The sequence below is a fragment of the Nocardia sp. A7 genome (genome assembly GCF_046549215.1).
Taxonomy (GTDB): domain Bacteria; phylum Actinomycetota; class Actinomycetes; order Mycobacteriales; family Mycobacteriaceae; genus Nocardia.
Map to the genome: position 1 here is coordinate 755,586 of NZ_JAJPWE010000004.1, position 7,993 is coordinate 763,578.

Here is a 7,993-nt window from a genome sequence, read left to right on the forward strand (position 1 = left end):
TCTCACTCACCTTCCAGTTTCTTGTCCAGCTTCGTTTCGACTTCGGCGACCGATGGTGCATCGGTTCGAGTATCGCCCGTGGCTGTCGCGGCAGTCTGCGCTTCGACCACGGCCGCGTCGGGCACGCCGGCCTCGACATCGGTTTCCGTCTCGCGACCCGGTGTCCGCAGGTTCCACTTCTTGATCACGAAGCTGAACAGCACGTAGTAGATCACCGCGTAGCCGAGTCCGATCGGGATCAACATCCACGCGTCGGTCGCCTTGCCGAAGTTCAACACATAGTCGATCGCACCCGCCGAGAACGTGAATCCGTCATGGATGCCGAGCGCGTTCACCAGCGCCATCGACGTACCCGTCAAGAGCGCGTGCACCACATACAGCGGCCACGCCACGAACATGAACGAGAACTCCAGCGGTTCGGTGATGCCGGTGACGAACGCGGTCAGACCGGTCGAGAGCATGATGCCGCCGACCAGCTTCTTCTGCGACGGGCGCGCATTGCGCCAGATGGCGAGCGCGGCAGCGGGCAGCGCGAACATCATGATCGGGAAGAAGCCCGTCATGAACGTGCCCGCGCTCGGGTCACCGGCGAAGAAGCGGTTGAGGTCGCCGCGCACGAGCTGGCCGGAGGCATCGGTGTAGTCACCGACGAGGAACCAGACCGTGGAGTTCAGGATGTGGTGCAGCCCGGTTGGGATGAGCAGACGGTTGGCTACGCCATAGATGCCGCCACCGACGACCGAGTTGTCCGCGACGGTCTCACCCACCCAGGTGAGCGCCGAGTTGAAGGCCGGGTACAGGAACGCCATGCCGACACCGACGATCAGGCCGGTGAACGCGGTCAGGATCGGCACCAGCCGCCTGCCGTTGAAGAAGCCGAGGTAGTCGGGCAGCTTCGTGCGATAGAACCGCTGCCACAGGATCGCCGACAGCAAACCCATCACGATGCCGGCGAGGACGCCGTAGTTGATCAGCGCCTGCGCGCCCTTCGGGTCGGTTTTGCCTTCGAGCACGATCGGCGACATCGCCTCGAACACGCCGTTGATCACCATGTAGCCGACCACCGCGGCCAGCGCTGTCGACCCATCGGCCTTCTTCGCCCAGCCGATCGCGATACCGACGGCGAAGATCAACGGCAGCCAGGTGAAAACGGCCTGCCCGGCCGCCGAGATCACCGAAGCGGTGCTCTCCAGCGCGGAGAAGCGGCCGAGGAGATCGTCCTGGCCGACGCGCAGCAGGATGCCCGCCGCGGGGAGCACCGCGATCGGCAGCATGAGGCTGCGACCGAGGCGCTGCAATCCCGCGAACACCTTCGATTCTTGTTTAGGGGTGTCGGTAACGGCAGTCATGTCGACCTTCTTCGTGCCGGGTTCCCGGCGGTCTCGGCGGGGGAGGACCGGCTTGCCCGCCGATCCGGGTTAACTGTTGTGAACCGGTGTACCTCACGGGTACTGTCCGGTCATAACCAGTTGCCAGTTTGACCAGGTGGAGGTTGGATGTCAACCGCTGAATATGATGTGGCGCACATTCGAGGCTCCCATACTGGTATCGGCAACCACCGCGGAAAGGGAGAACACATGACCAAAGCGGAAGCGATCGTCCAGGGCTTGGGCGGCGCGGACAACATCGTCGAGATCGAGGCCTGCATCACCCGGTTGCGCACCGAGGTGAAGGACGGCAGCTTGGTCGACGAGACGGCGCTCAAGGCCGCGGGCGCCCACGGTGTCCTCAAGTCGGGCTCGGTCGTGCAGGTCGTCGTCGGCCCCGAAGCCGACACCTTGGCCGACGACATCGAGGACATCCTTTGAGCGTCCCGGTCATAGCCCCGTTTCCCGGCAGGGTCGTGGCCCTGTCCGAGGTCCCCGATCAGGTCTTCGCCGAACAGATCGTCGGCTCCGGCGTAGCGATCGACCCCGACCGCACCCGCGGCCCCCTGACGGTGACGGCCCCCATCGCCGGCAAGATCCTCAAACTCCACCCCCACGCCTTCGTCATCCTCGGCCAAGGCGTCGGCGTCCTGGTCCACCTGGGCATCGACACAGTGAAACTCGAGGGCGAAGGCTTCGAACTCCTCGCCACCGAAGGCGACACGGTCGAAGCAGGCGCCCCCATCGTCACCTTCGACCCCACGAAAACCGCCGCCACCGGCTACTCGGTCATCTGCCCCATCGTGGTCATGGACTCAGCGAAGGATTCCGTCCACACCGACACCATCGGCACCACCGTGGATTCAGGCGCCCTCCTGTTCGATTCGCCGTAAACACCTCTGAACCTTTCTGCGCGCCGACCCGTAGTCCGTATCAGCGGGTCGGCGTCGATTCGTGTCGCTCAACAGGAGGACGACCGGTGAGTGGAGCAGAGCAGACCAGTGAGCAGTTCGCCGAGCGATTGTTCGGGGCCGCGCTCGGGGCGATCGATATCCTCGCGGTGCATCTCGGGGATCGGCTCGGCTGGTATCGGGCGTTGGTCGAGGGTGGGCCCGCCGACGCGGGTGAGTTGATCGCACGGGCGGGTGGGGATCGCCGGTATGCGCAGGAGTGGCTCGAGCAGCAGGCGGCGACCGAGATTCTGACGGTGTCCGCGGACGGGCGGTTCGCGCTGCCGGTCGGCGCCGCGGAAGTCCTCACCGACCCGAACAGTCTCAATTACCTTGCGCCACTGGCTCGTATGCTGGCGGGCGCCGCCGCCCAGATGCCCGCGCTCGTGCGCGCGTACCGCGACGGAGGTGGCGTCGGCTGGTCCGAATACGGCGCCGATATGCGCGAATCCCAGTCGGACATGAACCGCCCCTGGTTCGAACAACGCCTCGCCACCGATCTGGCCGGTGTCCCCGACGTCCACGCGCTGCTTTCGCGCCCGGAAGCCAAGGCGGCCGACATCGGCTCCGGCGGCGGCTGGTCCACGATTGCCCTTGCCCGCGCCTACCCCGAACTGGCTGTCGACGGCTACGACATCGACCAGCCTTCGGTGCGGATGGCCACCGAAAACGCCGCCGACCTCGGCGACCGCGTCCACTTCCACCACGCCGACGCCGCCACCGACCTCCCCGAATCCACCTACGACGCGCTGTTCGCCTTCGAATGCCTGCACGACATGCCACACCCCGTGGAGGTACTGACCTCGATGCGCAGAGCCCTGCGTCCAGGTGGCGCGGTGATCATCATGGATGAGGCCGTCGCGCCGGAATTCACCGCACCCGCGAGCGATATCGACCGCCTGATGTACGGGTTCAGCCTGCTGGTCTGCCTGCCCGACGGCATGGCGCACGCCGACTCGGCGGGCACCGGCACGGTCATGCGTTCGGCGAAACTGGGGGAGTACGCCGAGAAGGCCGGTTTCACCGCCGTGGACATCCTCCCGATCGAGGACTTCGGATTCTGGCGTTTCTACCGGCTCACGGTCTGATCGGCCAGCTGCTCGGTCTCGACTGACCAGCGCCTGGCCAGGACGTCGAAATACCGCTGGCTGCTCCACAATCGGTAGTTGCCGATCACGTAGACCCGCCGCCGCGCCCGTGACACCGCCGTATTGAGCACATTCGGATTCGTCGCCGCCCACCGTCGCGACCCACCCGCGGCGGGCGATGTCCCCAAGATCAGCACCACAACCTCGGCTGAACTGCCGTGCATCGCGTGGACAGTCCCGACATGCCGCTGCGCGAACTCCGCGCCGAGCACCTCACGCGCGATTTCCTGCGCGCCACCGGCGACATCACGGAACGGACTGACCACACGGATTTCGGCCGCGGCCACCCCGTCCTCGGTCAACCGCGAGAGCAGCGCGGCGAGCGCTTCACCTTCACCGGGAATCCAATTACCTTCGGCCCGAGCGGATCTGACATCGATCCACCGATCGTGCCCGGGGAACTCGGGTCGATCCGGCGTGGCGAAAACCAGCAGATCATCGTCATAGGCAATGTGGTGGGTGAGCTCGAAAATCGGCCTGTCACTGCGCCGATGGACCCGCAGCGGCATACCGACCCACACCGGCGCGACCGAATCCGAGGGCATCAGCCACGTCCCGAACCGCACCCCACGATCAGCCGCTTGGCGCGCCGACGCGTGATCCGGCATCCACTCCGCATCGAGCCCGTACTGCTGTACCAGTGCTTCCTGTGCCGAAGTAGGCAGCGCGACAACAGGTCCCAGCTGTCGATGATCACCGACTATCACCGCGCGCCGAGCCCGCCACAACCCACCGGCCACGGCCTGCGGTGCGGCCTGCCCGGCATCGTCGACGAACAACCATCCGAGCGCCTCTGACCCGAGCCCCGCGAACAACCGAGGCAGTGCGGTGAAGGTCGTGGTGATCATCGGCACCGCGAAGAACAGCGTCTGCCACGCCGTCGCCACGGTTTCCGGCTTCGGTGCCACCGCGAGCTCACCACGGATCAACGCGATGGCGACGATCAGATTGTCGCGAATCCGCGGCGCCGCGTTGAGCAAGAACGCGCGATGCAACTTCAACGCCGACAGGAACAACGCACGCCGCGCGTCCGCATACTGTTCGTCGGCCCAGGGATTGCACAGCTGGAACTGCTCGTCATCACCGGCGACATCACCGAACGGTATTGTGCGCGACCAGTTCTCGCGCCCGCGCTCGATGATGTCCAGCGCCGCCGCCCGCCGCTCCGTCAACTCGACGTGTTCGCGAATCAGCGTGCGCCCGTGCTCGGCCGCCCCTGCCCACTGTTCTCGCGTGTATTCGACCTCGGTCTGGCGCCGTCGCATATCCGCCTCGGCGATATGTCGCTCGCGCAGCAACTCATTGCTGCGCGCACTCCATCGCCGTCCCGCCCGGAACCCCGTCGACAGCGATGCCACGAACCCGGGCTTGCGCCCACCGTGCTCGCTGAGGAACTTGCCTGCCCGATGATGCGCGGCCTGCGCGGCCCGCAGATGTTCGGTCGCCAGCTCATGACGTTCCCGCCAATGCGCGTGTGCGTCATCGGCATTGGCGATCTCGGACGCCGTCGACTGCAAACTCTCGTTCATCGTGGGCAGGTCGGCAACCGCGTCGGCGACGTTCTGCCGGTCTTGCGCGAGCCTGCGCACCTCGGCGCGACGAGTGGTGAAGTCCCGCACCGCGGTCGGCCAATCCGGAATCGAATCCGGGTCGGCCTCGGCCTGTTTGAGGATGTCGAGCATCCCGCCGCTGGGCGCCCCGGTCTTCCGCTCGGCGGCGAACCGATCCCCGAACCAGAACTGTTCGGCGAATGTCCGTCGCGTTCCGCCCAGTGCCGCGGCGACCAATCCCCACGCGGGTGCACCGCCGACGAGTTCGGCCAGGTCAGTGAAGTGATTGAGTTCGCCGTCGATCGCGCCACGCTGCTGGATCTCGGCCACCACGTCGGCCGCGGTGGCATCGCTGCCCGTCGCCATCACTACTTCGAACCCGGTCACGCAGTTCGCCAGCCGGTGCGCGCCCACCGTGTAGTTCTTCGCGATCTGGACCTGCTCGGTGACCCCCGCGAACACCGCCATCGGATCGTCGAAAGCCGCCAGCTGCGTGGCCCGCTCGACCAGAATCGCGGCCAGCAGGTCTCGCAGCATCGTCGTCGTCCCGGTGCCGGGCGCGCCGTGCACCGCGAAAATCCCGGCACCGTCGCGTAATTCGGACAGCGCGCGGTCGACCGCGAACTGCTGTCCCGTCACCAGTGGGTCGCCCGGCCAACGACCATCCGGAATGAGTAGGGGGAGCAGTCCTTCGACCACCGCGTCCTGTCGTCGACGTACATCGATCCGGTCGTCGACGGGCAGCGCTTCCGCGGCCGTGAGATAGCTCCGCAGCGCCGCACCGATATCGCCGCGATCCACCGCCTTCGCGAGCTCGGCCAGGTCCGGACCCAGCCCGCTGTTCAGTCGATCCTCGGCGGCGTCGCTGTCCGCATCACGCGCGGCGATCTGGATGCACGCCACCCGCACACCGCCGGCCCGCAATTCCGATCGAATGCCCAATGCGGCACACAGTTCGCTGGTGAAGGTGTGCAGGTCGCGACCGGTCAACCGAGGCGCCTCGGCGATATCCTCATCGCCGGTGATGGCGAACCGTTCGGCGAAGGCCATCGCCGACATTCCGGCGAGCCCGGGCGAGATGACCCCATCCGCCCCCGCCGCGATCACCGAGGCCGCCACACCGCGGCCTGCCACATCCAGCGCACGCCACCGTGGCGCCGGACCCATCTGTTCGCTGTCCGGCTGCACATCTCGCGTGAGCGTGTCGAGTGCGGCGGTGAACGCCGCCGAATCATGGTCGAACCCGTCGGCCCAGCCGATATCGGCGGGCCCCGGCGCTCGCAACCGATTCACGGCCCACGCCAACCCCGACAAGGTCGCCGAGCCTCCGACAACCACCCCGCTGTCGGTCAGCGTCACCGCGAAAGCCGCTGTGGTCCCGGTCCGTCGAGCGTCGGCCTCGAGCTGGTCCTCACCGAATGTCCGTACCAGCGATTCCCTGGCGCGCGCCACCTCGAACAACCCGCCGTACACAACGAACTGCCACACCCGCCCGGTCTTCAACGCGGGCAGCGCGGCAAGATTTTCCCAAGGCGCGCGTTCATCCGCCGCGAGATCGACCACCAGTCCGTCGGTTTCGATGTCCGGTACAAGCTGCGGACCGAACAACTCGACGGTCTGCCAGAAACGCACGAGCCGCGCGGCGTGCTCGGAACCGCCCATGACGCACCCCATTCCGGTCGGCGATCATTGCAGACAACCCTGATCACGGTACGCGATCCGGATTCCGCAAGCACGCCACCCCGACGGTCGCGTCCGCCGCGGCGAGCCCATCACCGCTGGTCCCACCGCCGCGCCGAGCACCCCGCCGCCGCTCTGCGGTCAAGGCGCGCTGTCAGCGCAGAATCATCTCCGCTACGGCCTTCGGTGCTGCCAGCCATTCACGAACGTTGTTGCGTGCCTCGGTGACCTGCCTGCACTCGCAGTAGGCCACCACCCCGTCGGCTTCGATACCCGCCGCCCGGCACAGCGCCACCGCGCGGGGGAGGTGCTGATACTGGCTCACGATGATCGCCCGGTCGATGCCGAACATCGACCTCGCCCGCTCGCAGGTCTCCCGTGTGGAAAGCCCAGCACCATCCGACCGAACAATGGCCGGGTCGATGCCGTTGTCGTGTAGATAGCGCGTCATCGATGCGATCTCATCGCCCGACGAGCCGCCGGCGTCCCCGGACAGCAGGATCTCTCCGACCTTGCCTGCATCGACCAACTCGATCGCCACATCGAGACGTCCCCGTAAGTAGGCCATCGGAGTTCCATCCGGCGCGACTCTGGCTCCCGGGATGATGACCACAGGTGCATTGGGCGCGGCAGCCACATCACTTCTATGGCCGGACGACAAAGTCCACATGGCAATGTTCGCCCCGGCGGTCACCAACGTGAGGCCACCCGCCAAGACAAGTCCGGCCCGCGCGATGCGCCGCAACCGTCGACGCTTCCCGCTGTGTTCGTCCGCCATGCGCCCTTTCATACATGAACGTTGCGAAAATATCCCCTGACTAGGGGATTTGACATTGCAAATGTCGACCCGTAACTTAATTCGAGTCAGAGCGACACGGACACCGACTCAGCCGCCCAGCGGCCGGGACACGAGGTAGTACGATGAGCGCCTGACTGACTGCGTGTTCAGACCGACATGGTGCGGATTTGCTTCCGGCTGGTCGGCTGAGCTAAGGTTTGAACCCTTGCCTCACCGAAACCCCTTCGAGAAGTTGTGGGTGGAAGTGTGTGCGTGTGTTCTTTGAGAACTCAATAGTGTGTCGATGAATGTCAGTGCCAATAGTTATTATTGGTTCCGGCCTTTCATGTACCCCCCGGTCGTGGAAGGTTGGACATTGAACAACAGCGAATCTTTTTGCTGGTGTTTTGTTTTGCTAGGTTTTCGGACTCTAGTTTAGATATTTCTGATTGACCCTTTCGAGGGTTGGTTAAGAGTCTTCAACGGAGAGTTTGATTCTGGCTCAGGACGAACGCTAGCG

Annotated in this window: 6 protein-coding genes; 3 read left to right on the forward strand and 3 right to left on the reverse strand. The window is 65.6% G+C overall.

From position 1 onward, the window contains the following. Positions 1-2 precede the first annotated feature (2 nt). Entirely contained in the window at positions 3-1,349 is a 1,347-nt protein-coding gene (locus ACLJPD_RS25510) for a PTS transporter subunit EIIC (protein ID WP_410875403.1), read from the reverse strand. A 228-nt stretch (positions 1,350-1,577) separates the two neighbouring features. Between ACLJPD_RS25510 and ACLJPD_RS25515 the strand changes: the two genes are divergently transcribed. The 3 genes from ACLJPD_RS25515 to ACLJPD_RS25525 all read left to right on the forward strand — a co-directional run bounded on the left by ACLJPD_RS25515 (position 1,578) and on the right by ACLJPD_RS25525 (position 3,405). Next, positions 1,578-1,808 (forward strand): glucose PTS transporter subunit EIIB, encoded by a 231-nt coding sequence (locus ACLJPD_RS25515; protein WP_410875405.1) that lies wholly within the window; start codon positions 1,578-1,580, stop codon positions 1,806-1,808. Continuing rightward, a complete protein-coding gene (locus ACLJPD_RS25520) occupies positions 1,805-2,260 on the forward strand; it encodes a PTS glucose transporter subunit IIA (RefSeq protein ID WP_410875407.1) in 456 nt (151 codons plus the stop codon). Before ACLJPD_RS25515 ends, ACLJPD_RS25520 begins: the two co-directional genes overlap by 4 nt. 86 nt (positions 2,261-2,346) lie before the next feature. Further along, entirely contained in the window at positions 2,347-3,405 is a 1,059-nt protein-coding gene (locus ACLJPD_RS25525) for a class I SAM-dependent methyltransferase (protein ID WP_410875408.1), read from the forward strand. Here ACLJPD_RS25525 and ACLJPD_RS25530 read toward each other — a convergent pair. Both ACLJPD_RS25530 and ACLJPD_RS25535 read right to left on the reverse strand, forming a co-directional pair. Beyond that, positions 3,387-6,677: a DEAD/DEAH box helicase gene (locus ACLJPD_RS25530; protein WP_410875409.1), complete on the reverse strand. Its 3,291-nt coding sequence runs from the start codon at positions 6,675-6,677 to the stop codon at positions 3,387-3,389. The two genes, ACLJPD_RS25525 and ACLJPD_RS25530, sit on opposite strands and share 19 nt — an antisense overlap. Before the next feature lie 172 nt (positions 6,678-6,849). Next, positions 6,850-7,473, reverse strand: a complete 624-nt coding sequence (locus ACLJPD_RS25535) for a vancomycin high temperature exclusion protein (protein ID WP_410875410.1) — start codon at positions 7,471-7,473, stop codon at positions 6,850-6,852. Positions 7,474-7,993 lie beyond the last annotated feature (520 nt).

Excerpts from the sequence above, each read along its gene's own strand:
- ACLJPD_RS25510 (WP_410875403.1), bottom strand. The coding sequence starts at position 1,349 with ATGACTGCCGTTACCGACACCCCTAAACAAGAATCGAAGGTGTTCGCG.
- ACLJPD_RS25515 (WP_410875405.1), top strand. The coding sequence starts at position 1,578 with ATGACCAAAGCGGAAGCGATCGTCCAGGGCTTGGGCGGCGCGGACAAC.
- ACLJPD_RS25530 (WP_410875409.1), bottom strand. The coding sequence starts at position 6,677 with ATGGGCGGTTCCGAGCACGCCGCGCGGCTCGTGCGTTTCTGGCAGACC.
- ACLJPD_RS25535 (WP_410875410.1), bottom strand. The coding sequence starts at position 7,473 with ATGGCGGACGAACACAGCGGGAAGCGTCGACGGTTGCGGCGCATCGCG.